Source organism: Curvibacter cyanobacteriorum, assembly GCF_028649475.1.
Classification (GTDB): domain Bacteria; phylum Pseudomonadota; class Gammaproteobacteria; order Burkholderiales; family Burkholderiaceae_C; genus Curvibacter; species Curvibacter cyanobacteriorum.
This window is the reverse complement of sequence record NZ_JAQSIP010000010.1, coordinates 12454-34938: the sequence shown is the minus strand read 5'-3', so window position 1 is coordinate 34938 and position 22485 is coordinate 12454. Positions and strand designations below refer to the sequence as shown.

The 22485-nt window shown below is 67.2% G+C and carries 22 protein-coding genes and 1 tRNA gene; 11 read left to right on the top strand and 12 right to left on the bottom strand.

All coding sequences use genetic code 11. The annotated features are described in order from the left end of the window. Positions 1-175: 175 nt before the first annotated feature. Positions 176-1723 (bottom strand): methyl-accepting chemotaxis protein, encoded by a 1548-nt coding sequence (locus PSQ40_RS17940; protein WP_273953262.1) that lies wholly within the window; start codon positions 1721-1723, stop codon positions 176-178. Positions 1724-1855: 132 nt separating this feature from the next. Continuing rightward, positions 1856-2770, bottom strand: a complete 915-nt coding sequence (locus PSQ40_RS17935) for an alpha/beta fold hydrolase (RefSeq protein ID WP_273953261.1) — start codon at positions 2768-2770, stop codon at positions 1856-1858. 230 nt (positions 2771-3000) lie between these two features. Between PSQ40_RS17935 and PSQ40_RS17930 the strand changes: the two genes are divergently transcribed. Continuing rightward, positions 3001-4062: an aldo/keto reductase gene (locus PSQ40_RS17930; RefSeq protein WP_273953260.1), complete on the top strand. Its 1062-nt coding sequence runs from the start codon at positions 3001-3003 to the stop codon at positions 4060-4062. Between the two features lie 96 nt (positions 4063-4158). Here PSQ40_RS17930 and PSQ40_RS17925 read toward each other — a convergent pair whose 3' ends face one another. The 3 genes from PSQ40_RS17925 to PSQ40_RS17915 form a co-directional block, all read right to left on the bottom strand. Further along, positions 4159-5610, bottom strand: a complete 1452-nt coding sequence (locus tag PSQ40_RS17925) for a M20 family metallopeptidase (RefSeq protein WP_273953259.1) — start codon at positions 5608-5610, stop codon at positions 4159-4161. A gap of 38 nt (positions 5611-5648) precedes the next feature. After that, entirely contained in the window at positions 5649-6341 is a 693-nt protein-coding gene (locus PSQ40_RS17920) for a YitT family protein (RefSeq protein ID WP_273953258.1), read from the bottom strand. A 126-nt stretch (positions 6342-6467) separates the two neighbouring features. Next, positions 6468-7445, bottom strand: coding sequence for a Bug family tripartite tricarboxylate transporter substrate binding protein (locus tag PSQ40_RS17915; protein WP_273953257.1), 978 nt, complete (start codon positions 7443-7445; stop codon positions 6468-6470). Positions 7446-7616: 171 nt separating this feature from the next. Between PSQ40_RS17915 and PSQ40_RS17910 the strand changes: the two genes are divergently transcribed. The 3 genes from PSQ40_RS17910 (at position 7617) to plsY (ending at position 9863) form a co-directional block, all read left to right on the top strand. Continuing rightward, positions 7617-8585, top strand: coding sequence for a LysR family transcriptional regulator (locus PSQ40_RS17910; protein WP_273953256.1), 969 nt, complete (start codon positions 7617-7619; stop codon positions 8583-8585). Positions 8586-8648: 63 nt separating this feature from the next. Further along, positions 8649-9140 carry a Cys-tRNA(Pro) deacylase gene (ybaK, locus tag PSQ40_RS17905; RefSeq protein WP_273953255.1) on the top strand — a complete coding sequence of 164 codons (492 nt, stop codon included), beginning with the start codon at positions 8649-8651 and terminating at the stop codon, positions 9138-9140. Between the two features lie 90 nt (positions 9141-9230). Beyond that, complete coding sequence (plsY, locus tag PSQ40_RS17900) at positions 9231-9863, top strand: glycerol-3-phosphate 1-O-acyltransferase PlsY (RefSeq protein WP_273953254.1); 633 nt, start codon at positions 9231-9233, stop codon at positions 9861-9863. Between the two features lie 142 nt (positions 9864-10005). Here the strand turns inward: plsY and PSQ40_RS17895 are convergent, their stop codons facing one another. The 3 genes from PSQ40_RS17895 to PSQ40_RS17885 are packed head-to-tail and all read right to left on the bottom strand — an operon-like array spanning position 10006 to position 12197. Further along, a complete protein-coding gene (locus PSQ40_RS17895) occupies positions 10006-10977 on the bottom strand; it encodes an HD-GYP domain-containing protein (RefSeq protein WP_273953253.1) in 972 nt (323 codons plus the stop codon). Positions 10978-10991: 14 nt separating this feature from the next. Then, positions 10992-11702, bottom strand: a complete 711-nt coding sequence (locus PSQ40_RS17890) for a retropepsin-like aspartic protease family protein (RefSeq protein ID WP_273953252.1) — start codon at positions 11700-11702, stop codon at positions 10992-10994. A gap of 9 nt (positions 11703-11711) precedes the next feature. Further along, complete coding sequence (locus tag PSQ40_RS17885; RefSeq protein ID WP_273953251.1) at positions 11712-12197, bottom strand: YajQ family cyclic di-GMP-binding protein; 486 nt, start codon at positions 12195-12197, stop codon at positions 11712-11714. A 36-nt stretch (positions 12198-12233) separates the two neighbouring features. On the opposite strand from PSQ40_RS17885, the gene murB reads away from it, so the two are divergent. After that, positions 12234-13307: a UDP-N-acetylmuramate dehydrogenase gene (gene murB / locus PSQ40_RS17880; protein ID WP_273953250.1), complete on the top strand. Its 1074-nt coding sequence runs from the start codon at positions 12234-12236 to the stop codon at positions 13305-13307. 124 nt (positions 13308-13431) lie between these two features. Here murB and argG read toward each other — a convergent pair whose 3' ends face one another. The 4 genes from argG to PSQ40_RS17860 form a co-directional block, all read right to left on the bottom strand. Then, positions 13432-14769, bottom strand: a complete 1338-nt coding sequence (gene argG / locus PSQ40_RS17875; protein ID WP_273953249.1) for an argininosuccinate synthase — start codon at positions 14767-14769, stop codon at positions 13432-13434. Between the two features lie 21 nt (positions 14770-14790). Then, the gene (ppnP, locus tag PSQ40_RS17870) at positions 14791-15108 is read right to left on the bottom strand and encodes a pyrimidine/purine nucleoside phosphorylase (RefSeq protein WP_273953248.1); all 318 of its coding nucleotides are present in this window, start codon (positions 15106-15108) and stop codon (positions 14791-14793) included. A gap of 281 nt (positions 15109-15389) precedes the next feature. Then, entirely contained in the window at positions 15390-15965 is a 576-nt protein-coding gene (locus PSQ40_RS17865; protein ID WP_273953247.1) for a glycine zipper 2TM domain-containing protein, read from the bottom strand. 135 nt (positions 15966-16100) lie between these two features. Continuing rightward, the gene (locus PSQ40_RS17860) at positions 16101-16472 is read right to left on the bottom strand and encodes an ArsC family reductase (protein ID WP_273953246.1); all 372 of its coding nucleotides are present in this window, start codon (positions 16470-16472) and stop codon (positions 16101-16103) included. 47 nt (positions 16473-16519) lie between these two features. Between PSQ40_RS17860 and folC the strand changes: the two genes are divergently transcribed. The 6 genes from folC (at position 16520) to PSQ40_RS17830 (ending at position 22484) form a co-directional block, all read left to right on the top strand. Continuing rightward, positions 16520-17845: a bifunctional tetrahydrofolate synthase/dihydrofolate synthase gene (gene folC, locus PSQ40_RS17855; protein ID WP_273953245.1), complete on the top strand. Its 1326-nt coding sequence runs from the start codon at positions 16520-16522 to the stop codon at positions 17843-17845. Between the two features lie 12 nt (positions 17846-17857). Beyond that, positions 17858-18769, top strand: coding sequence for an SPOR domain-containing protein (locus PSQ40_RS17850; protein ID WP_273953244.1), 912 nt, complete (start codon positions 17858-17860; stop codon positions 18767-18769). Between the two features lie 32 nt (positions 18770-18801). Next, complete coding sequence (locus PSQ40_RS17845; protein ID WP_273953243.1) at positions 18802-19287, top strand: CvpA family protein; 486 nt, start codon at positions 18802-18804, stop codon at positions 19285-19287. 13 nt (positions 19288-19300) lie between these two features. Continuing rightward, on the top strand, positions 19301-20809 hold the full coding sequence (purF, locus tag PSQ40_RS17840) for an amidophosphoribosyltransferase (RefSeq protein WP_273953242.1): 1509 nt from the start codon (positions 19301-19303) through the stop codon (positions 20807-20809). A 110-nt stretch (positions 20810-20919) separates the two neighbouring features. Beyond that, entirely contained in the window at positions 20920-22326 is a 1407-nt protein-coding gene (gltX, locus tag PSQ40_RS17835; RefSeq protein ID WP_273953241.1) for a glutamate--tRNA ligase, read from the top strand. A gap of 82 nt (positions 22327-22408) precedes the next feature. Beyond that, a tRNA-Ala gene (locus tag PSQ40_RS17830) sits at positions 22409-22484 on the top strand. The last annotated feature ends 1 nt before the right edge of the window (position 22485 follow it).

Genomic DNA, 22485 nt, shown 5'->3' with positions numbered 1-22485 from the left:
ATGGGGCACAGGGACTTTAGTCAGGGGATTTGGCAGGCGGCTGTCGAGAAGCTGTCGGATTGGTCCTTTCGGCCTGAAAAGATTTCACAGCTTGATTGCAGGATTTGATGCGGTCCGAATGGGGGGCCAAACGGCGACCTCAAACCGCGATTCCAAGGGTTTATACGGTTTGCTATCAGGTTCGAGTCAGGGCGCGGGATGACGTCTTGAAAAAAGCCACGGAGCGCACCAGATCCGCGGCTTGCTGCTGCAGGCTTTGTGCTGCCGCGGCGCTTTGCTCGACCAGGGCGGCGTTTTGCTGGGTCGTCTGATCCAGTTGCTGGATCGCCTGCCCGATCTGGCTCACCCCCGTGCTTTGCTCGCGGCTGGCGGCGCTGATCTCGGTCATCAGGCGCGTCACCTCGGCGATCGAGGCCACCAGGTCGTTCATGGTTTGACCGGCTTGGCCCGCGACTTCTGCGCCTTGGTTGACTTGGCTGTGGCTGGTTTGGATCAGGGCCTTGATCTCGCGCGCGGCGGCGGCGCTGCGCTGCGCCAGCACCCGCACCTCGCTCGCCACCACCGCAAAGCCCCGACCCTGCTCGCCGGCCCGCGCGGCTTCGACGGCGGCGTTCAGCGCCAGGATGTTGGTCTGAAACGCAATGCCGTCGATGACCCCAGTGATGTCGGCGATGCGGTGCGCGCTGTGCTGCATCTGCTGCACCGATTGCACCACCGACTGCACGGCCTGACCCGCCCGTTGCGCGGTGCTGGACGCGCTGCCGCTGACGTGCTCGGCGCGGCTCGCGTTGTCGGCGTTGTTCTGCACGGTGGCCGACATCTGCTCCATGGCGGCTGAGGTTTGTTCCAGCGCAGAGGCTTGTTGTTCGGTGCGTTGGCTCAGGTCGTGGTTGCCCTGGGCGATTTCCCGGCTGGCATGCGCCACGCTGTCGGCGCCGGCCCGCACCTGGCCCACAACCTGGGCCAGTCGGGCCTGCATGTCGGCCATGGCGCGCAGCAGGTCGGCCAGTTCGTCGCGGCCCTGGGCGGCCACGGGCAGGGTCAGGTCGCCGTCGGCCACGGCCCGGCTCAGGTGCACCGCGCGGCCCAGCGGCGCTGTCACGGAGCGGCTGAAGCGCCAGGCGCCCAGCCCGCTGATGAGGCACACCAGCCCCATCACGGCGAGGCTGATCCAGGTGCTTCGCTGGGCCTGGTGGGCGGCCTGGGCCCCCGATTGCTCGCTGGCTTCGCGGATCAGCGCAGTGGCCTTGTCCAGCAGTTGGGATGGCTCGCGGTCGATGCCGGTCACCGCCCGGTCGCCCACGGTGGCGTCGAACTGGGCCTGCTCGAAATCCGTCAGGCCCCGGCGGTAGGCCTGCCCCATGCGCTCGTGGCTTTGTTTGAACCGTTGCAGCAGGGCTTGGGCTTCGGGCTGGGCGACCTGGCCTTGCAGGGCCTGGGCGCGCTGCTGGACCAGGGCCTCCTGCTTCTCAAAGGCGGCCCAGTAACGCTGCCGTTGCGCCGGGTCGCGCCCGCGCAGCAGCACGTTCTTCCATTCCTGAATCTGCACCTTGAAGTCACTGAGCAGCTGGATCGCCCCCACCGCGTGGTCATGGTCCCGCTGGACCACTTCGCGGTAAACAGTGATGGATTGGTTCAGCTGAATCAGGCCAAACAAAGCGGCGGCCAGCAGGGCGGCCAGGGCACTGGCGAAGGCGAGAGGCAGTTTGAGACTCAGGCGCATGGCGACTTCCCTTCACTGACCTTGGCGCGGGCCAGCCGGTCGCCGGAACGGGAGACGGGCCTGTCGCTGCCACACGGTGGATGAGCGCGAGCATGCCTGAAAGCCGCCGATTTGTGCGTATTTTTTGAGGCTTCAGGTCAAAAATTCGGTCAACAGCCGGGCCAGTGCTTCGGGTTGATCGTGGTGCAGCATGTGGCCTGCCTGGTCGATGCAGGCGATGCGGTGCTGGGGCACACGCTTCAGGCGCTCGTGGTAGTCGGCCAGGGTGTACTGGCCTTTCCACCACTGGCCCAGGCTGTCGTCGCTGGCCTCGACGGCCAACAGGGGCGCGCTGATGCGCTGGTACAGCTCCAGCGCCTCATCGGCTCGGTAGAGCTGGGCACTGGTGACCTTGTGCGCGGCTTCACCCAGGATGTGCCAGCGCGGGCTGCCGTCGGCCTGGGGGCGTTCTTGCGCCCAGTGTGGGGCCAGCCAGCGGGCCTTGTTGGCACTCAGCCGCGGGTTGGTTTTGATCAGGCGCTGGGCCACCCCTTCGAGGCTGTCGTAGCTTTTGAGGTCCATCTCGCCCCGGCGCAGGGCTTTGAGTTCGTCCATCCACTTGGCATAGCGGCCCGGCGCTTGCGAGGGGCGCGAGGCGGGCATGCCGAAGCCCTCCAGGTTGACCAGGCGGCGGATGCGCTGCGGGCGGGCGCCCGCGTACATCATCACCACATTGCCGCCCATGCTGTGGCCCACCAGGTCGATGGGCTGGTCGGCGGTGCAGTGGTCGAGCAGGGCGTCGAGGTCGCCCAGGTAATCGGCAAATTGGTAGTGGTCGCAGTGGGGGCCGGTGGTGAGGCCAAAGCCGCGCCAGTCGGGTGCGATGATGTGCCGCTCGCCCGGCAGGGCGTCCACCATGAACTGGTAGGACGCGGCCACGTCCATCCAGCCATGCACCAGCACCAGTGGTGGCTGGCCGGCCTGCGCCTCGCCCCACACCCTGACGTGGTATTGGTGGCCCCGGATGGGGATGAATTCGCTGCGGGATGGGCGTCTTGGCACGTACATGGCTGCCATGATACGAAGCGGCCAGCGGCCGCGTCAGTCAAGCGCAGGACAGCGCTGGTCGCTCTGGCGGGGGGCCGGTCACCGGCCCTGCAAGAAATGCGGCGCGCTCTTACACTGCTGCGGCTTGCGCACTCTGGGGGGCTGCTTTTCGGCCCGCCCCGAGGCCCTGACGGCGGGCCATCGCCCTCATTTGGGTGGCTTCAGCCCTTTGTTTCTTGATCGGAGATTCCATGAACCAAGTCCAACTCGGACACAGCGACCTGCGTGTCACCCCGGTGTGCCTGGGCACCATGACTTTTGGTGAGCAAGTCGATGAAGCCAACGCCCACGCCATCCTGGACCGCTCGCTGGCCCTGGGCGTGAACTTCCTCGACACGGCCGAGATGTACGCCGTGCCGGCCCGCGCCGAGACCTGTGGCGCCACCGAAACCATCATCGGCAACTGGTTGGCCAAGCACCCGGGCCAGCGTCAAAAGGTGGTGCTGGCCACCAAGGTGGCCGGCCCGTCGCGCGGCATGCCCTGGATCCGCGAGGGCGCGGGCATGACCGCAGCGGACATCCTGGCCTCGTGCGAGGGTAGCCTGCGCCGCCTGCAGACCGACGTCATCGACCTCTACCAGATCCACTGGCCGGAGCGCCACGTGCCCGCGTTCGGGGCGCTGTACTTCGACCCCGCCAAGGACAAGTCGGTCACCTCGATCCACGAACAACTCGACGCCCTGGGCCAGTTGGTCAAGGCCGGCAAGGTGCGTTACATCGGCCTGTCCAACGAAACGCCCTATGGCGTGCACGAGTTCGTGCGTCTGGCCGAACAACATGGCCTGCCGCGTGTGGCCACCGTGCAGAACCCGTACTGCCTGATCAACCGCAGCTACGAGAACGCGCTCGACGAGAGCTGCCACCGCTTGGGCGTGTCGCTGCTGGCGTATTCGCCGCTGGGCTTTGGCCTGCTGACGGGCAAGTACGACGCCAGTGGCATCGAGGGGCCGGACGCGCCGAAGGACGGCCGCATTGCGCGCTACGAGTCGGTGCGCAAACAGCGCTGGGGCCGCCTCGAAGCCCTGGCCGCCGCCCGCCGCTACAACGCGCTGGCGCGCGAGCATGGTCTGACGCCCAGCCAACTGGCCCTGGCCTTCTGCTACACCAAGTGGCAAGTGGCCAGCACCATCATTGGCGTCACCTCGGTGGCCCAACTGGAAGAAGACGTGGCCGCCTACGGCACCACGCTGTCGCCCGAGTTGCTGGCCGCCATCGACGCCATCCGCTGGGAAACGCGCGACCCCGCGATCTGACGCGACCATCAGGCGCGTCGATCCGCCCCGGGCACCTGACGCACCGATCCGATGGGCACCGCAGCCCGCCCCGCTGCCGAGGCGGGTTGAGCCCGGTCAGGCGGCGGCCGGTGCCTCGGCCCGGTTCGGCTTGACCCGGCCCGCCTGCCAGGGCGCGCTGCCGGCTTCACCGAGGTCCCAGAACAGGCCGGCCATCACGGCCAGGCCCTCGCGCGCCACCGAGCCCAGCAGGTGCTCATTGGGCGCGTGCTGCGCGCAGGCCGGGTACGAGTGCGGCACCCACAGTGTGGGCAGGCCCAGGCCGTCGGCAAACAGGTCGTTGGGCAGCGAGCCCGCCAGGTTGGGCAGCAGCACCGCCGGCTGGCCCGCGCTGGCCTGCATGGACGCCAGTGCCCAGTCCACCCAGGGGTTGTCCAGGTCCAGGCGGGTGGCGCCGCAGGCCATGCTGACGTTGACCTGCACATCGTCAAAGCCGTGCGCGTCCAGGTGGGCGCGCACATGGTCTTGCAGGTGGGTCCAGTCGGTGCCCACCACAAAGCGCAACTGGCAGTGCGCCACCGCGTTGGGCGGGATGGCGTTGACCGGCCGCGTGGCCGACCCCGCGCCCAGGGCCAGCACTTCCAGCGTGTTCCAGCCCACCAGCTGTTCGGCCGGGCTCAGGCCGGGTTCGCCCCAGCCGGGGCTGAGTTCGGGGTCGTCGTGCCCGCCCCCCACCGGCACGTCGCGCAGGGCCTGACGCAGGCGCTCGGGCGGCGGTGGTGGCAGCAGGCCGGGCACCAGGATGCGGCCTTGCGGGCCGACCAGGCAGGCCAGCGCGTGGCTCAGGCGGACGGCCGGGTTGCTCAGCACGCCGCCCCAGTTGCCCGAGTGGTAGGCCCGTTCGCGTGCGTTCACGCGCAGCGAGAAATTGACCGCCCCACGCGACCCCAGGAACAGGGTCGGGCGGCTGGCCTGGGCGCGCGGGCCGTCGCTGGCCAGGAACAGGTCGGCCCGCAAGGCGCTGCGCTGTTGTTCGCAGAAGGCAGCCAAGCCTGGGGAGCCGGCTTCTTCGCCCATCTCCAGCAGCACCGTGACGTTGTAGCCCAGGCGTTGCTGGCGGGCCTGCAGCGTGTGCTCCAGCGCGGCCAGCACGATGCTGTGCTGGCCCTTGTTGTCGGCACTGCCGCGGCCATACCAGCGGTCGCCCTCGATGGTCAGTGTCCAGGGGCTCAGGCCGTCGCGCCAGCGTGCATCCTGGCCGTTGACCACGTCACCGTGGCCGTAGCTCAGCACGGTGGGCAGGGCGGGGTCTTCGACGCGGTGCGCCAGCAGCAGCGGGCCAGCGCCTGGCACCGGGTTGTCGTGCAGGTGCACCGCAAAGCCCAGCCGGCTCAGCCAGGGCTGGATCTCGTCGCTCAGGTAGCCACGCAGGGCGGCGTGGGTGGCGGCCGGGGCGTCGGGGCCCAGGTCGCTTTCGGTGCGCCAGCCCAGGCGGCGGTTCAGGTCGGTGGCCAGGCCGCCGGTATCGAAGTACTGGTGGACTTGGGCCAGGAGGTCAGAGCGGGTCATGGGCTGGGTTCATTTTCTGTCAGGGGTTGGGGAAGACCTCAGGACGCGATGTACCGGTCCTTGCGGTGGTTCATGGTGAGGATCAGGTTCAGCATCACGGCGCCGCCAATCGACAGCGCCACATTGCTCAGGGGGGCGGTCCACAGGGCCAGCAGCACGATCACGCAGTCCACCGCCATCTGGATGTGGCCGGCTTTCCAGCCGCGGCTTTCTTGCAGGTAAAACGCCAGGATCCCGATGCCGCCCAGGCTGGCGCGGTGCCGGAACAGCATCAAGAAGCCCACGCCCATCAACAGGCCGCCCAGCACGGCGGCGTAGGCCGGGTGCAGGGTGTCGAAGCTCACCAACTGCGGTGTGATCTCGGTCATCACCGACAACAGGGCCACCGCGGCCATGGTCTTGAGCACAAAGGCCTGGTCCATCTTGCGCCAGGCCAGCACATAAAACGGCAGGTTGAGCACAAAGAACACCTTGCCGAAGCTGTAGCCGGTGGCGTAGTGCAGCAAAAAGGCCAGGCCCGCCATGCCGCCGCTGAGCAGGTGGTCACGCGAGTAGATGGCCACGCCCAAGGCGATCAGCAGCGTGGCCGAGAACAGGGCCAGCGCGTCCTCGGTCAGGCTGTGGCGGGTCAGGTCGCTGACGGGCGAGGGGGGCGCTGGCGCGGCCACCGCGGGCGTGTTGGCCGAGGGGGCGTCCGCAGACGGCGGGTTGGAGGGTTCAGGTGCGTTCATGAAAAAGGTTCCGTGTGAGGCCGCGGGCCCTGTGGCCCGACGCCAAGGCGTCAGGGCAAGCAAGGGGCGGGCCGCGTAGGACACCATTTTTTCACCGTGGGGGCTGTGACCGGGATCAGAGCCTGCTCATTCAAGCGTCACTTTGGCGCGCGCCACCGCGGCGCGGAACTGCGTGATCTCCAGTTCCATCTGTTTGATCAACTTGGCCGAGTCCAGGAACACCGGCTCCAGCGACTGCGCACGGAACTGGGCCTGCACCTCGGGCTGGGTCATCACGCGGCTCAGCTCCTGGCTCAGGCGCGCGATCACCGCGGGGGGCGTGTGGGCGGGCGCGGCCAGGGCATACCAGCCCTCAAAGCTGGCGTCCTCCAGCTTGAGTTCGGCCAGCGTGGGCACGTCGGGCAGGCTGGGGATGCGTTGGCGGCTTGGCGTGGCCAGGGCCCTCAGCTTGCCGGCCTTGAGGTGAGGGGCGGCACTGGCCAGGGTGTCGAAGGTGGCCTCGACCTCGGCCGACATCAGGGCCGTGGCGACCTGGGCGCTGCCCTTGTACGGGATGTCCTGCAGCGACACCTGGGCCGCCAGGCCCAGCAGGATGCCGGCCAGGTGCGGCGCGGTGGCACTGCCGTAGGTGGCGTAGCGCACCGCGCCGGCCTGCTTGCGGGCTGCGCTCAGCAGGTCGTTCAGGGTCTTGAAGGGCGACTGCGCGGGCACCACCAGCACCAGCGGGGCGCGCGCCAGCATGGCGATCGGGATCAGGTCTTTGAAGGGGTCGTAGCCAATGCGTGGCTTGAGCGCCGGATTGACCGTGTACGAGGTCGAGCCCGACACCAGCAGGGTGTAGCCATCGGGGGTGGCGCGCACCACGGTTTCGGTGCCGATCAGGGTCGAGGCACCGGGCTTGTTGTCCACCAGCACCGACTGCCCCAGTCGTTGGGACAGCGCCTGCCCGGCGGCCCGGGCCACGATGTCGGTGCCGCCGCCCGGCGGGAAGGGCACCATCAGGCGCACATTGCGTTGGGGCCAGGCCGCGCTGTCGGCGGCGTGCAAGCCCAGGGGCAGTCCGGCGCTCAGGGCCAGCAGGGAGAGGGCGGTGCGGCGTTGCATGGGGCGGGTCATCCGGTGGGCCAGCGCCTGGGGCGCCGGTTGGGGTTGCAAACAAAGGTGTGTCGGGCCTTCATTAGACGACGAGGCAAGGGTATTCAGGCCTGTTTCTTGCGTTGCCTTCGTTAGAGAATTAACAAGGCCCCGTTGCTTGGATTGGAAAGGTCACCTGCCGTGAAGCTGCCTCTGTTCAGTTTGCCCCTGCGTTACTTTGTCGTGGTGGCCCGGGCCCGCTCGGTCAGCGAGGCGGCGCGCCAGCTGCATGTGGCGGCCTCGGCGGTGAGCCGGCAGATCACCCTGCTCGAAGACAGCCTGGGCCTGGCTTTGTTCGAGCGCGCGCCGCGCGGCATGGTGCCCACCGCCGCGGGCGAAAAGCTGCTGGCCCACGTGCTGACGGCGACCGAGGACAGTGGCTTTCTGCTCGAACAGCTGCGCGGCCTGGCGGGGCGCCCCCGGGTGCGCCTGGCCTGCACCGAAGGCTTTGCGGCCGGCTTCATGGCGGGTGCCCTGCGGACCTTCCGGGCCCAGCACCCGACGGCCCAGCTGGAGCTCAATGTGGTGGCCCCTGAGCAGGTCAACCTGTTGTTGCGTCAGGGCGAAATCGACCTGGGCCTCAAGTACAGCCTGACCCCCGAGAAAGAAGTGGCGGTGTTGCACACGGTGCAAGCCCCGGTGATGGCCGTGGTGCGCGCCGACCACCCCCTGGCGGGCAAGCCCCGCATCCGGGTGCAGGACGCCGTGCGCTACCCGCTGGTGCTGGGCGCCGCGGGCACCACCAGCCGACGTCTGTTTGACCTGGCGTGCAGCCAGCACGGGGCGCAGTACGTGCCCACCGTGGTCAGCAATTTCTCGCCAGCGCTGATGTCCATGATGAGCGACAAGGACCTGATGCCGGCGGGCTACCTGACCGTGGCGCATTGGGTGGCCCAAGGCGAGCTCAAGGCCTTGCCCTTTGTCGAGCCCGAGCTGCAGCAGCGCCGCCTGTGCCTGCTGGCCCAGGCCGGGCGCAGCCTGTTGCCGCCGGTGCAGGCCTTTGCCGACCTGCTGGTGGCCGGGGTGGGCGAGTTTGGCAAGCGCAAGGTGCGCACGCGCCCGCCGCGCAGCCCGCGCACGGCGGCCGAGCCGCAGACCGAGCCCGCCTGAGCCCGCCCGGCGTTGCTAACATGGCGACCCGGATGTCGGGCACGCCGGTGCCCCCTGCATGTCATGGCCAAAAAAGAACACGTCTCTGAAACCCCCGCCACCCAGTGGCTCAAGGCCCACCGGGTGGCCTACACCGAACACCCTTATGAGTACCTGGAGCATGGCGGGGCGCTGCACAGCGCCGAGGTGCTGGGGCAAGACCCTTTCACCGTCGTCAAGACCCTGATCATGCAGGACCAGGACGCCAAGCCCCTGGTGGTGTTAATGCACGGCAACCGCAAGGTGTCGACCAAGAACCTGGCGCGTCAGATCGGGGCCAAGTCGGTGGAGCCCTGCGCCCCCGAGGTGGCCAACCGCCACAGCGGTTACCTGGTCGGCGGCACTTCGCCGTTCGGCACCCGCAAGGCCATGCCGGTCTACATCGAGGAGAGCATCCTGAGCCTGCCGCGCATCTGCATCAACGGCGGACGGCGTGGTTTTTTGGTGGGGCTGGACCCGCAGGTCTGTGTGGCGCTGCTGGGTGCCCGTCCGGTGCAGTGCGCGCTGGCAGAATGATCGCCCTGGGCGGCTGAGCCGCCGCTGTTTTCATGCGCCGGGCGGCCCAGTGGCCCCTGGTGTCGATGCTTTGTTGAGAGGACCGCTACCTTGCAGACTTTTTACCCTCTGGCCGCCACGGCCCTGGCCTACCTGCTGGGCTCGCTGTCGTTTGCCGTCATCGTCAGCCGCCTGATGGGCCTGAACGACCCGCGCACCTACGGCAGCAAGAACCCCGGCGCCACCAATGTGCTGCGCTCGGGCAGCAAGGCCGCGGCCGTCATCACCTTGTTGCTGGATGCCCTCAAGGGCTGGTTACCGGTGTTCCTGGTGCGCCGCTATGGCGCCGCGTTGGACCTGGGCGATGGCACCCTGGCCCTGGTCGGGCTGGCGGCTTTCCTGGGTCACCTGTACCCGGTGTTTTTCCGCTTCGTGGGTGGCAAGGGCGTGGCCACGGCGCTGGGCGTGCTGTTTGGCGTCGACGCGGTGCTGGGCCTGGCAGCGGGTGCCGTGTGGCTGCTGATGGCGGTGTTGTTCCGCTACTCGTCGCTGTCTTCGCTGACGGCGGCGGCCGCCGCACCGGCCCTGTACGTGCTGGCCAGCGGCACCGCCTGGTACGCCGAAACCCCGGTCACCGTGGCGCTGGCCGTGATGGCCGCGCTGCTGTTTTACCGCCACCGCGAGAACATCCAGCGCCTGTTGGCGGGCACCGAGTCCAAGCTCGGGCAAAAGAAAAAAGCCTGAAGGCGGGGCGCTGCGCACCCGGGGTATCCCCGGGTGTCAGCCCGCCGGGGCGCGCTGGCCGCGGCGGGCCCCCGGGTGAAGGCGTCGCCGCCGCGTTGGCGGCTGGGCCCCACTCAAGCGCCGACCGCAAGGCCCCCCGACCTCACAGCATGTCGGGCGGGTGGTTGCGGGCCACCTGCAACATCACCGAGTGGTTGATCATCAGGGTCACCGCGTGCGAGGGCATGGCGGCCTGGATGCGGTGTTCACCGCGCGTCGTGTTGTACAGGCGGGGTTGCGGGTAGGGCTCGCCGCGCGCGTTGATCAGGCTGGCCACCAGGGGCTGGTTGGCGCGTTCGGTGCGGCGCAGCACCACCGCCAGGTCTTGGTTGTCCAGCTTCACGTAGGTGCCCGGCGGGCACAGGCCCACCCGGCGCACCAGCACCTGGGCGACATCGTCCTGTCGGCCCTGGCTGGCGCCAATCACCATGCGCAGTGAGTCGGTCACGCTTTTGCCCACGCGGCTGCGGCGCGGGCTGATCATGGCCGCATAGCGGTCCACCACCTGCAGGATGTGGGTCAGGCGCAGGCCTGGGTCGGGGGCGCCGCCCGGCACGGGCAGGGGCAGGTTTTCGTGGTGCGAGGCCACCACCGCCAGCCACAGTTCGTCCTGGATGCCGACGCGGGCCAGCAACAGGCAGCTTTTGACCGAGTGGGCGTCGATGTTGGACTGCTGCTCGACGCTGGGGCGTTCGCGCTGCTCGGCCAGCTCGTCCTGCAGTGCGGTCATCGCGATGTTCATGGTCAGCGCGGCGGCCACCAGGCTGTCGCGTTGCTCACGCGGCAATTTGACCTCTTGCGCGATGATGTGGCACAGCGCCGCGCAGACCAGGGCGTGGGTCGTGCTGTAGCCCGCGATCGAGGTGCCCGCCATCTGGAACAGCAGGTACAGGCCGGTGTCGGCGTCTTCTTCGAGCAGGTCTTGCAACCAGCGGTCGTATTGGCGGATCTTCTGCGCAAAGTCAGGCACGTTCTCGGGCACCGCCAGCAGCAGGCCGAGGCTGGACTCCAGGTCACCCCAGAGCGTGAGCAGGTCCTCGTAGCTGCTGGTCTCGGGGTCCGAGACCAGGGACATGGGCAGGGTATCTTTCAAGGCTTTTTATCCAGCACCATTTGGTCGCCACTCTGGCGCATCTGGAAGCGGCTCAGGAAGCTGTTGCCCAGCAGGACAAAGGGCAGGGGATTGCTGAGCACCACCGCGTCGACGTCATAGACCTCCACGTCACCGACGCGCAGGCTGGCCAGCTTCATGGGCCAGGCGGGGGTGCTGCCATTGGCCGTGCTCATGGCCACCTGGGGGCTGGCCAGGTAGGCCAGGCCCATGCGGTCCGCGTCTGGCCGACCGATGGCCACCACGGTGGCGCCGGTGTCGAGCATGAACTGCATCACCTGGCCATTGATCATGCCCTGGCTTTTGAAATGCCCGCTGCTGTCGGAGGTGAGGGTGATCTTTTTGCCGTTCGGGGGCTTGGGCCCTGCGCTGGCGGCCCCCAGTTGCACCGGGGCGTCACCCAGGCGCAGCGTCTGGCGGCGACCGTCTTGCTCGATCAGGGCCTCGTCACGTCCCACCGACAGCACCCGCACGCCCAGCAGGCTGTCGCCCACGGCCACGGCTTTGGGGGGCTGTTGGCCAATCACCAGCAGGGCCCGCCCACCCAGCACACCGCCCAGGGTCACGGGTTCGGCGGCCAGGCCGCTGGGGGCCACGGCTGCCAAGCCCCAGCTCAGGCCCAGGCAAGCCAGTCCCCGCCGGGAGCGGGCCAAGCCGAAGGGGCGCTGCAGCGTGGGCCGGGCAGGCATGGGGGCCGGTCAGTCGCGGAAGTTGTTGAAGTCCAGCGGCACGTCGGTGATGTCTTTGCGCACCAGGGCCATCGCGGCCTGCAGGTCATCGCGCTTGGCACCGGTCACGCGCACGGCGTCGCCCTGGATGGCGGCTTGCACCTTGAGCTTGCTGTCCTTGATCAGCTTCTGGATCTTCTTGGCCACTTCGGATTCGATGCCGTTGCGCACCTTGATGACCTGCTTGACCTTGTCGCCACCGACCTTCTGCACCGAGCCCTTGTCGAGGAAGCGCACGTCCACATTGCGCTTGGTGAGCTTGTTGCGCAGGATGTCCTCGACCTGGTCGAGCTGGAATTCAGCGTCACCGAACAAGGTGATTTCCTTGTCCTTGAGTTCGATGGCGGCCGAGGTGCCTTTGAAATCGAAACGTGTGCCAATTTCCTTGGCCGCGTTCTCGACGGCATTCTTCACTTCGACCAGGTTGGCTTCACAGACGGTATCAAAAGAGGGCATGGGAGTTCAGACGGAGCAGATGAGACAATAAGACCGATGTTAGTCGAGAAAAATGCCCCGCTCCAAGCCTGCAATACCTTTGGCATCGTGGCCCGCGCCCAGACCCTGGTGCGGGTGCGCGAAGTGCAGGACCTGAGCGCTGTCCTGGCCGACCCCGAACTGGGGCCCGAGCCCAAATTTGTGCTGGGGGGCGGCAGCAACATTGTGCTCACCGGCGATGTGCGCCCGGTGGTGCTGAAGATGGAAATCCCCGGCATCCGCCTGCTCGAGGAAACCCCGCGCGCCTGGATCGTGGAGGTCGGCGCCGGCGTGGCCTGGCACGACGCGGTGGTCTGGACTCTGGCTCAGGGCCTGCCCGGGCTGGAGAACATGGCGCTGATCCCCGGCACGGTGGGGGCTTCACCGGTGCAGAACATCGGTGCCTACGGCGTTGAGCTGCAAGACCGCTTCGAGTCGCTGGACGCGTTTGACCTGCTCACCGGGCAGACCTTCACGCTGGACGCGGCGCAGTGCGGCTTTGGCTACCGGGATTCGGTGTTCAAGCACGCGGCCCCGGCCGACCCGCAGGCCGAAGGCCTGGCGCGCGGACTGGGCCTGGCGGGGCGGGCGGTCATCACCCGCGTGCGCCTGCGCCTGCCCAAGCCCTGGAAACCCGTGCTCGGTTACCTGGACCTCGAGCGCCGTCGCGTGCAGGCGGGCATCGAGCAGCCCAGCGCACAGCAGATCTTCGAGTGGGTGTGTGACATCCGGCGCAGCAAGCTGCCGGACCCGGCGCAGATCGGCAACGCGGGCAGTTTCTTCAAGAACCCGTCGGTGACGCCCGAGCAGTGCGCCGACATCATCGCGCGCGAGCCCAAGATCGTGCATTACCCGATGCCCGATGGCAGCGTCAAACTGGCCGCGGGCTGGTTGATCGACGCTTGCGGTTGGAAGGGCAAGTCCGTGGGCAAGGCGGGCGTCTATGAAAAGCAGGCGCTGGTGCTCGTCAACCGGGGGCAGGGCCAGGACAGCGTGACCGGGGGCGAGGTCATGACGCTTGCGGGCGCCATCCAGACCAGTGTGTACGAGCGCTTTGGCATCCGCCTGGAACCCGAGCCCGTGGTGATCTGAGGCCAGCTCAGGCCGGTGGGCCCGCGCCCGCTGGGTCCGACCCGCCAACAAAAAGGCCAGCCCGGCATGACCGGCTGGCCTTTTGGGTTGGGGCGTGCCCCAGGGCCCGGTGGGGCCCAGTGGCTTATTCGCCCTTGCCCGGCAGCGAGGGCAGCGGCGAGTTGCCACCCAGCGACAGCAGGCCGGCCTGGGTGTAGATGCCCAGCTTTTCGCGCGTGTCCACGATGTCCAGGTTGCGCATGGTCAGCTGGCCAATGCGGTCGGCCGGCGAGAAAGGCGCGTCCTCGACCTTTTCCATCGACAGGCGCTCGGGCGCGTAGGTCAGGTTGGGGCTTTCGGTGTTGAGCAGCGAGTAGTCGTTGCCACGGCGCAGTTCCAGCGTCACCGTGCCGGTCACGGCGCGGGCCACCCAGCGTTGGGCGGTTTCGCGCAGCATGATGGCTTGCGGGTCGAACCAACGGCCTTGGTACAGCAGGCGGCCCAGCTTGAGGCCGTTGACGCGGTACTGCTCGATGGTGTCTTCGTTGTGGATGCCGGTCACCAGGCGCTCGTAGGCGATGTGCAGCAGCGCCAGGCCAGGGGCTTCATAGATGCCGCGGCTCTTGGCTTCGATGATGCGGTTCTCGATCTGGTCGCTCATGCCCAGGCCGTGGCGGCCACCGATGCGGTTGGCTTCGAGGATCAGGGCCACCGGGTCGTCGTAGCGCACGCCATTGAGGGCCACCGGTTGGCCTTCTTCAAAGGTGACGCTGACTTCTTCGCGCTTGACTTCAACGTCTTCGCGCCAGAAAGCCACCCCCATGATCGGGTTGACGATGCGGATGCCGCTGTTGAGGTTCTCCAGGTCCTTGGCTTCGTGCGTGGCACCCAGCATGTTGGAGTCGGTGGAGTAGGCCTTTTCAGCCGACATCTTGTAGCCAAAGCCTTGGGCCGTCATGAAGGCCGACATTTCAGCGCGACCGCCCAGTTCGTCGATGAAGGTCTGGTCCAGCCAGGGCTTGTAGATCTTCAGCGAGGGGTTGGTCAGCAGGCCGTAGCGGTAGAAACGCTCGATGTCGTTGCCCTTGAAGGTGCTGCCGTCGCCCCAGATGTTGACGTCGTCTTCCTTCATCGCGGCCACCAGCATGGTGCCGGTCACAGCGCGGCCCAGCGGGGTGGTGTTGAAGTAGGTCACACCGCCCGTGGAGATGTGGAAGGCGCCGGCTTGCAGCGCGGCGATGCCTTCGTGGGCCAGTTGCGTGCGGCAGTCCACCAGGCGGGCCAGTTTGGCGCCGTAGGCCAGGGCCTTGCGGGGGATCTCGTCGTAGTCGGGTTCGTCGGGCTGGCCCAGGTTGGCGGTGTAAGCGTAGGGCTCAGCGCCCTTGAGCTTCATCCAGAGCAGGGCTGCGCTGGTGTCCAGACCGCCCGAGAAGGCGATGCCGACTTTTTGCCCGGTGGGCAGTTGTTGCAGGATGGTGGCCATGTTCGGTCCTTGTGGGGTGGATCAGCCGAAGTGGCAGATGTAGTGGTAGGCCTCGGTCACGCGGATCTCGAAGGACGAGTTGCCCGGCACCTTGAACGATTCACCGGCGCTGGAGGCGACCCAGGTGTCGGTGCCCGCGAGCTTGTATTCGCAGGCACCGCCGACGCATTCCATGATTTCCGGCGCGCCGGTGTTGAAGGTCAGGGTCGAGGGCAGCACCACGCCAACGCTCTTCTTGGTGCCGTCGGCGAGGGTGAAGCCGTGGCTCACGCACTTGCCGTCGAAATAAACATTGGCCTTCGTGGTCAGGGCCACGTTTTGGATGGTGTCAGTGGTCATTCGGGTGAATCCGTTGGGGGTTGGGCCGGGCGGCGCTGGCCAGGCCGGGGTCGCTGCGCGCGGGGCGCGACGCACACACGGTCGGTGGGCCGATTTTGGGCAAACCCCGATTTTAGGTCAGCGCGTGACCCGCTTTCCGCGATCGGTGCTTTGGCGACCCGGCGATCAGCCCTGTCGCCAGGGGGCGTGGCGTTCGCGGCAGCAAAAACCCCCAGGGGGCGGGCGCCACCCTGGGGGTGAATCGGTGTCGGGCCGCTGGGCGGCTCGGCGGGTGGGGCGCCTCAGTTCGGGCTGGGGTAGAGCGGGGCCGGGGCGTAGCTGGGGGCGGCCACCGGGCGCACATTGGGGTGACCGCCGTAGTTGCTTTGCACCGGGCGGCCGTTGATCACCGGCGTCACCTGGACGGGGATGAACTGGCCTGGGTCGTTCGGGGTCTGCACCATGTACTGGCGGCCCGCGTACTCATAGGTCACGTTGTAGCCCACCGTGCGGTTCTCGTAGCGGGTCTGGGTGCTGCAGTTCTGCACGTTCTGGACCTGCGAGGCGCCGGGGCCTTCGATGGAGTTGCCCAGCATGGCGCCACCCAGCACGCCCAGCACGGTGGCCACGGTCTTGCCCGTGCCGCCACCCACTGCGTTGCCGACTGCGCCACCGGCCACGGCGCCCATCACGGCGCCGGCGCCCGAGGTCGAGCCGGGGCGAACCACCTCTTGGTTGGTGCACACCTGCTGGGGCACCGCCACCTGCTGGATCACCGCCACGCTGGACACCACGCGGGCCATTTCCTGGGCACTGGCGCCACCCATGGCGCCCAAGCCGGCCAGGCTGATCAGGGTCATGGCAATCGTTTTGGTCATGAAATACCTCTTTTCTTGGGATCTGAACGCCCTAAGGGCTTGTCAGGTTGACTTCAGTCTAGTGGGGTGGTTCCGGCCACTGGGACGCCGTGCTGTAAACAGTTGTAACAAACGGTTGGCGCCTGCCCGGGGCGCTCAAACGCTCCGCTGGGCCCAGTCGTCGGCCTTGAAGCCCACGCTGTAGCGCGGCGTGGCGGCGGGGCCCCAGTCCACCACGGGGCGCTTGATGACGCTGGGTTGGCTCAGCATCAGGGCGCGCGCGCTGGCACTGTCGGTCACCGCGGCCTGGGTGGCCGGGTCGAGCTTGCGCCAGGTCGTGCCTTGGCGGTTGAGCAGCTTGTCCCAGCCCAGGGCCTGCAGCCAGTGGTCCAGTTCGGGCGTGGGCACGCCGGCCTTCTTGAAGTCATGAAAAACAAAGGCGTGGCCCTGTTCGGTGAGCCAGGTGCGGGCCTTCTTGACGGTGTCGCAGTTCGGAATGCCGTAGACGGTGAGGGTAGGGGGATTCATGGTGCCGATGATGCCGCAGCCCGCCGTGCGCGACAATCCACGGTCTTATGAAAACCCCCCTGCCTACCACCCTGGACGCCTGGCTGGCGCATTGCGAGCAGCTGCACCCGAAAAACATCGAGATGGGCCTGGACCGTGTGCGCGAAGTCGCACAGCGCCTGAGCCTGCGTTTTGACAGCCCTGTGATCACGGTGGCGGGCACCAACGGCAAAGGCTCGACCTGCGCCATGCTCGAGGCGGTGCTGTTGCAGGCGGGTTACCGCACCGGGGTCTACACCTCGCCGCACCTGGTGCATTTTGAAGAACGCTGCCGTGTGCATGGCGAATCGGTCACCGCCGAGGCGCTGCTGCCTCATTTTGAGGCAGTCGAAGTCGCGCGCCTGCAAGGTGAGCCGGTGTCGCTGAGCTACTTTGAGTTCACCACCCTGGCGATCCTGCGCTGCCTGTCGATGTCGGGCCTGGAGGTCGCCATTTTGGAGGTGGGCTTGGGCGGGCGCCTGGACGCCGTCAACGTGGTGGACACCGACTGCGCGGTCATCACCAGCATCGACCTCGACCACATGGAGTACCTGGGCAACGACCGCGAGACCATCGGCCTGGAGAAGGCCGGCATCATGCGCACGGGCCGCCCGGTGGTGGTCAGTGACCCGGTGCCGCCGCAAAGCGTGCTGGACCGCGCGCTGGAGATCGGTGCCGACCTGTGGCGCTTTGGCACCGATTTCAATTTCTCGGGCGACAAGCAGCAGTGGGGCTGGGCCGGCCGGGGGCGCCGTTACAGCGGCATGGCCTACCCGGCGCTGCGCGGTGCCAACCAGCTTGTCAACGCGTCGGGTGTGTTGGCGGCCCTGACCGCGCTGCGTGACCGTCTGCCGGTCACCGCACAGGCGGTGCGCAACGGTCTGGCCATGGTCGAACTGCCGGGCCGCTTCCAGATCGTGCCGGGCCAGCCCAACCTGGTGCTGGACGTGGCCCACAACCCCCATTCGGTGGCCGCCCTGACGGCCAACCTCGACGCCATGGGCTACGCCCCCTGCACCCACGCGGTGTTGGGCGCCATGGCCGACAAGGACCTGGGCCCGATGCTGGCCAAGATCGGCCCGCTGGTGGACCGTTGGTATTTCACCGACCTGCCCACACCGCGTGCCGAGACGGCCGCCGGCCTGCAGGCCAAATGGCACGCCCTGCAGATGGCGGCGGGGGGGCGGCGCGAGGTGCCCACCGCCACTTTCCGCGATCCGATGGCGGCCTTGAACGCAGCTGTCGCGGCAGCAGACCCGGCTGATAGAATCGTGGTCTTTGGTTCGTTCTTCACCGTGGGTGGCGTTTTGAAGGACGGAATTCCCCGCCTTCACGCCAAACACCTGGACGCCTGAACACCTCACCTCATGGCTTTTTTCAAGTTCCGCTGGCCCCTGGGGGGCGCTTCCAAGGGCCGTGACGAGCGCCCGCCGGCCAGTGCGCAGGCTGACAGCGTCGAGGTTCTGCGCCGCCGCGCCCGCCACCGCCTGATCGGTTCAGCGGTGCTGGTGCTGGCCGGTGTGCTGGGGTTCCCGCTGTTGTTTGACACCCAGCCACGGCCGGTGCCGATCGACATCCCGATCGTCATCCCCGACAAGAACAAGACCACCCCGCTGGCGGTGCCGACGCCGAGCCCGGCGCTGTCCGGTATCGCGCCCGACGAAGAAGTGGTGGCTGGCAGCGATCGCCGCGACAACCGCCCCGAGTCCAAGACCACCGTGGCCGCGGCCGAACCGCGCAAGGACAGCGTCAAGCCCGAACCCCGCGCCGAAGCCAAGCCGGAGGCCAAGGCCGAACGCAAGCCCGAGGCCAAACCAGAACACAAGCCGGAGCACAAGGCCGAGGCCAAGCCGGAGCCGCGCCCCGAAGCCAAGGCCGAAGCGCGGCCTGCCACCCGCCCGGACGCCAAGCCTGAACCCAAGGTCGAGGCCAAGGCAGACAGCAAGCCCGAACCGAAGGCCGACAAGGCCGAGGCCAAGTCGGACGACGCCGCCCGCGCGCGTGCCCTGCTCGAAGGCAAGGCGGCCCCCGAGGCCGCGGCGGCCGACGCCGCCCGTTTCATCGTGCAGGTCGGCGCCTTCAGTGACGCGACCAAGGCGCGTGAGGCGCGCCTGAAGCTTGAAAAAGCCGGTCTCAAGACATACACGCAAGTGGTGGACACGCCCGATGGCAAGCGCATTCGGGTGCGGGTCGGACCGTTCGCAGGCAAGGTGGAGGCCGATAAGGCCGCCGGGCGCATCAAGTCCCTTGATTTGCCCGCTTCCATCCTGACCTTGTAATTCAGCGTGCACCGGAAGCGAGGGCAGGTCTGATGGCCGTGGTCGATATGGCGTTGTTGCTGGTGCTGGGGGTGTCCCTGGTGATCGGCGCCTGGCGCGGTCTGGTGTACGAGATGGTGTCGCTGGCCGGTTGGGTGGTGGCTTTCTGGGTGGCTCAGTGGTTCGCGCTCGACGTGGCGGCCTACCTGCCGTTGGGCGGACTGGACGGGCCCATGCGTTATGCGGCCGGGTTCCTGGTGGTGTTCATCGCGGCCATCTTTGCCTCAGCGCTGGTGGCCTTTCTGGCCCAGAAGCTTGTGTCGGCGATTGGCGTGAGGCCTGCCGACCGCGCGCTCGGGGCCTTGTTTGGCCTGGTGCGTGGCGCAGTATTCTTGCTCGCGGTGGCGGCGGTGGTTCAGATCACCCCGCTGCACGAGGGCGGTTGGTGGCAGGAGTCAAAAGGGGCACCGGTGCTTGCGGCGGTGCTGGATGGTTTGAAGCCGGCGTTGCCGGCGCAGTTTGGAAGATACCTTCCTTGATCGGGGTTTTGTCATGTGTGGAATCGTCGGCGTTGTCAGCAACGCCCCTGTGAATCAGCTCATTTACGACGCGTTGCTGTTGCTGCAGCACCGTGGTCAGGATGCCGCCGGCATCGTGACCCAGCAGGAGCGGAAATTCTTCATGCACAAGGCCAAGGGCATGGTGCGTGACGTGTTCCGCACCCGCAACATGCGCGCCTTGCCGGGTGATGTCGGCTTGGGCCAGGTGCGTTACCCGACCGCGGGCAACGCCTACAGCGAGGAAGAGGCCCAGCCCTTCTACGTGAACGCGCCCTTCGGCATCGTGCTGGTGCACAACGGCAACCTGACCAACGCCAAGGCGCTGCGCTCGGAGCTGTTCTCCACCGACCACCGCCACACCAACACCGACAGCGACTCCGAAGTGCTGCTGAACGTGTTTGCGCACGAACTCGAGCGCGCCACCCGCGGCCTGCCGCTGCAATCCGAAGAGGTGTTTGCCGCGGTGCGTGCCGTGCACAAGCGCGTCAAGGGCTCGTACGCCGTGATCGCGCTGATCGCCGGGCACGGCCTGCTGGCTTTCCGCGACCCGCACGGCATCCGTCCGCTGGCCATGGGCCGCAGCGCCGACGGCACCGTGATGGTGGCCAGCGAGTCGGTGGCCCTGGAGGGCACGGGCCATGTGTTCGAGCGCAACATCAACCCCGGCGAAGCCGTGTTCATCGACCTCAAGGGTCAGATCCACTCGCAGCAATGCGCCGAGAACCCCAAGCTCAACCCCTGTATTTTTGAGTTTGTCTACCTGGCCCGTCCCGATTCGGTGCTGGACAACATCTCGGTCTACCAGGCTCGCCTGAACCTGGGCGAGACCCTGGCCAAGCGCGTGGTCTCGACGGTGCCGCCGAACGAGATCGATGTGGTCATCCCGATCCCCGAATCGAGCCGCCCCAGCGCCACCCAGTTGGCCCACCTGCTGGGCCTGCCGTACCGCGAAGGCTTTGTGAAGAACCGCTACGTCGGCCGCACCTTCATCATGCCGGGCCAAGGCGTGCGCAAGAAGTCGGTGCGCCAGAAGCTCAATGTGATCGCCAGCGAGTTCAAGGGCCGCAACGTGCTGTTGGTCGACGACTCGATCGTGCGCGGCACGACCAGCCGTGAAATCGTCCAGATGGCGCGCGACGCCGGCGCCAACAAGGTCTACATGGCCAGCGCGGCACCGCCGGTGCGCTACCCCAATGTGTACGGCATCGACATGCCGACCAGCACCGAGCTGGTGGCCCACGGCCGCACGGTCGAGGAAGTGCGCCAGATCATTGGCTGCGACGCCCTGATTTACCAAGATGTTGACGCCATGAAGGCCGCGATTGGCTCGCTGAACAGCGGCATCACGGGTTTTGATGCGTCGTGCTTCGACGGTGTCTACGTGACCGGCGACATCACCTCCGACGACATCGTGCGCCTCAACGAAAACCGCGTGGGCCAAGACGAGGCCGGTGACACCGACACCTCGCGCCTGGCCCTGCCAAACGCCCAGGAAGCCTGAGCCCGGGGGCTTGGGCCCCCACCGTGCGACCGGGCCGATGGCCTTGTTATTTTGTGTTCCCAGCGATCTGGCCACCTCGGTGGCCAGTCGCCTTTAAGCCCTGACCTGTCATGACCACCGCTTCCACCCCCGTGCGCACCCGTTTTGCGCCGTCGCCCACTGGCTTCATCCACCTTGGCAACATCCGCTCGGCGCTGTACCCCTGGGGCTTTGCGCGTGCCAACCAAGGTACCTTCGTGCTGCGCATCGAGGACACCGACCTGGAACGCTCTTCGCAGGCCGCGGTGGACGTGATCATCGAAGGCATGAAGTGGCTGGGCCTGGACCACGACGAAGGCCCGGTCTACCAAATGCAGCGCATGGACCGCTACAAGGAAGTGCTGGCCCAGTTGCAGGCGGCAGGCCATGTCTACCCCTGCTACATGAGCGTGGCCGAACTCGACGCGCTGCGCGAGCGCCAGATGGCTGCCAAGGAAAAGCCGCGTTATGACGGCACCTGGCGTCCGGCCCCGGGCAAGACCCTGCCGCCGGTGCCCGAAGGTGTGCAGCCGGTGCTGCGCTTCAAGAACCCGCAAGGCGGTTCGGTGGTCTGGGAAGACAAGGTCAAGGGCCGCATCGAGATCAGCAACGACGAACTCGACGACCTGGTGATCGCCCGCCCCGATGGCACGCCGACCTACAACTTCTGCGTCGTGGTCGACGACATCGACATGGCCATCACCCACGTGATCCGTGGCGACGACCACGTCAACAACACGCCGCGCCAGATCAACATCTTCCGTGCCCTGGGCCAAGAGCCCCCGGTCTACGCCCACTTGCCCACCGTGCTCAACGAGCAGGGCGAGAAGATGAGCAAGCGCAACGGTGCCAAGCCCGTGACCCAGTACCGCGACGAGGGCTACCTGCCCGAGGCCATGGTGAACTACCTGGCCCGCCTGGGTTGGTCGCATGGCGACGATGAGATCTTCAGCCGCGAGCAGTTCCTGTCCTGGTTCAACCTTGACCACCTGGGTCGCAGCGCGGCCCAGTTCGACGAGGCCAAACTGCGTTGGGTCAACGCCCAGCACCTCAAGGCCATGGACGACCAGGCCCTGGCCGACAAAGTGCTGCCCCTGTTGCAGGCCCGGGGCCTGAACGGCCTCGACGACGGCCGCCTGCCGCGCATTTGCGGCCTGTTCAAGGACCGCTGCGACACCCTGGTGGTGCTGGCGGACTGGGCCGAGGTGTTTTACGCCGACAGCGTGAAGATGGTCGAAGAGGAGCGCGCCAAGCATGTGACCGAGGCCATCTACCCGGCGCTCGACACCCTGGCTGCCAAGCTGCAGGACTGTGCCTGGGACAAGGCCTCGATTGCCGCGGCCTTCAAGGAAGTGCTGGCACAATACGGGCTGAAGATGCCCCAGCTGGCCATGCCGGTGCGGGTGCTGACGGTGGGCACGGCCCACACGCCGTCGGTCGATGCGGTGCTCGAATTGGTCGGAAAAGAAAAAATTTCGATTCGTTTGCAAAACCGCTGAAAATCTGCCTATAATTCAAGTCTCAGCAGTTAACGACTTAGAGAAATTTAAGAAGTTAGCAAGAAGTCGAGAGACTTCAAGTGGGGGTATAGCTCAGCTGGGAGAGCGCTTGCATGGCATGCAAGAGGTCATCGGTTCGATCCCGTTTACCTCCACCAC

Coding starts and splice junctions, on each gene's coding strand:
- PSQ40_RS17940 (WP_273953262.1), bottom strand. CDS start 1,723: ATGCGCCTGAGTCTCAAACTGCCTCTCGCCTTCGCCAGTGCCCTGGCC.
- PSQ40_RS17935 (WP_273953261.1), bottom strand. CDS start 2,770: ATGTACGTGCCAAGACGCCCATCCCGCAGCGAATTCATCCCCATCCGG.
- PSQ40_RS17930 (WP_273953260.1), top strand. CDS start 3,001: ATGAACCAAGTCCAACTCGGACACAGCGACCTGCGTGTCACCCCGGTG.
- PSQ40_RS17925 (WP_273953259.1), bottom strand. CDS start 5,610: ATGACCCGCTCTGACCTCCTGGCCCAAGTCCACCAGTACTTCGATACC.
- PSQ40_RS17920 (WP_273953258.1), bottom strand. CDS start 6,341: ATGAACGCACCTGAACCCTCCAACCCGCCGTCTGCGGACGCCCCCTCG.
- PSQ40_RS17915 (WP_273953257.1), bottom strand. CDS start 7,445: ATGCAACGCCGCACCGCCCTCTCCCTGCTGGCCCTGAGCGCCGGACTG.
- ybaK (WP_273953255.1), top strand. CDS start 8,649: ATGGCCAAAAAAGAACACGTCTCTGAAACCCCCGCCACCCAGTGGCTC.
- PSQ40_RS17895 (WP_273953253.1), bottom strand. CDS start 10,977: ATGTCCCTGGTCTCGGACCCCGAGACCAGCAGCTACGAGGACCTGCTC.
- PSQ40_RS17890 (WP_273953252.1), bottom strand. CDS start 11,702: ATGCCTGCCCGGCCCACGCTGCAGCGCCCCTTCGGCTTGGCCCGCTCC.
- PSQ40_RS17885 (WP_273953251.1), bottom strand. CDS start 12,197: ATGCCCTCTTTTGATACCGTCTGTGAAGCCAACCTGGTCGAAGTGAAG.
- murB (WP_273953250.1), top strand. CDS start 12,234: ATGTTAGTCGAGAAAAATGCCCCGCTCCAAGCCTGCAATACCTTTGGC.
- argG (WP_273953249.1), bottom strand. CDS start 14,769: ATGGCCACCATCCTGCAACAACTGCCCACCGGGCAAAAAGTCGGCATC.
- ppnP (WP_273953248.1), bottom strand. CDS start 15,108: ATGACCACTGACACCATCCAAAACGTGGCCCTGACCACGAAGGCCAAT.
- PSQ40_RS17865 (WP_273953247.1), bottom strand. CDS start 15,965: ATGACCAAAACGATTGCCATGACCCTGATCAGCCTGGCCGGCTTGGGC.
- PSQ40_RS17860 (WP_273953246.1), bottom strand. CDS start 16,472: ATGAATCCCCCTACCCTCACCGTCTACGGCATTCCGAACTGCGACACC.
- folC (WP_273953245.1), top strand. CDS start 16,520: ATGAAAACCCCCCTGCCTACCACCCTGGACGCCTGGCTGGCGCATTGC.
- PSQ40_RS17850 (WP_273953244.1), top strand. CDS start 17,858: ATGGCTTTTTTCAAGTTCCGCTGGCCCCTGGGGGGCGCTTCCAAGGGC.
- PSQ40_RS17845 (WP_273953243.1), top strand. CDS start 18,802: ATGGCCGTGGTCGATATGGCGTTGTTGCTGGTGCTGGGGGTGTCCCTG.
- purF (WP_273953242.1), top strand. CDS start 19,301: ATGTGTGGAATCGTCGGCGTTGTCAGCAACGCCCCTGTGAATCAGCTC.
- gltX (WP_273953241.1), top strand. CDS start 20,920: ATGACCACCGCTTCCACCCCCGTGCGCACCCGTTTTGCGCCGTCGCCC.